Source organism: Streptomyces niveiscabiei (assembly GCF_001419795.1).
Lineage (GTDB): Bacteria > Actinomycetota > Actinomycetes > Streptomycetales > Streptomycetaceae > Streptomyces > Streptomyces niveiscabiei.
Genome location: NZ_LIRL01000671.1, coordinates 2,804 through 3,344, shown reverse-complemented (window position 1 = coordinate 3,344; position 541 = coordinate 2,804). Strand labels below are relative to the sequence as shown.

The window sequence follows — 541 nt, the reverse complement described above, 5'->3', positions numbered from 1 at the left end:
GGCCGGTCGTGCGGCCCGCGGCCGGGGGGTGGCTGTGGGGAGCGGGGCCGTCGGCGCCCCGGGTCAGGCCAACGGCCAGTAGCGCGACGGCCGATGCGGTGACGCCGAGAGCAACTGCCGTACGGCGCCTGGACCGTCGTACCGCGCGGGCGCGGATCGCCGGGCCGGGCAGTGGCGGCAGGGTCTCGTGGGCGGACGCCAACTCGTGGAGTGCGCGGGAGAGTTCATCCGACACGGCCGTTCTCCTTCCTGGCCGTGCTGCCGCGCGCGGCGCCGCGTGCGTCGTCCCGTGCTTCGTCCACCGCGAGGTGTCTCGCCAGGGTCGCGCGGCCCCGGGCGAGTCTGGCCTTGACCGTGCCCACCGGCGCGCCCGTCTCGGAGGCTACCTGCTCGACGCTCAGGTCGCACAGGTGGTGCAGGACGATCGCCATCCGCTGGGGCGCGGGGAGTTGGCGCAGCGCGGCGACCAGCGCGGTGCGGTCGGGGCCGGGGCCCGGCGCGGTCTCGGGCGGCGGGGTGCGGCGCGCCAGCTCCAGGCGGC

The 541-nt window shown here is 77.8% G+C and carries 1 protein-coding gene and 1 pseudogene; both read right to left on the bottom strand.

Annotation, left to right across the window (positions count from 1 at the left end; genetic code table 11):
• Window positions 1-235, bottom strand: a pseudogene (locus AOK24_RS48770) (hypothetical protein); the annotation flags it as partial.
• Window positions 225-541: sigma factor-like helix-turn-helix DNA-binding protein (locus AOK24_RS51315; RefSeq protein ID WP_276206865.1), on the bottom strand; the 317-nt coding region annotated here is incomplete at its 5' end. The pseudogene AOK24_RS48770 and the gene AOK24_RS51315, both read right to left, overlap by 11 nt.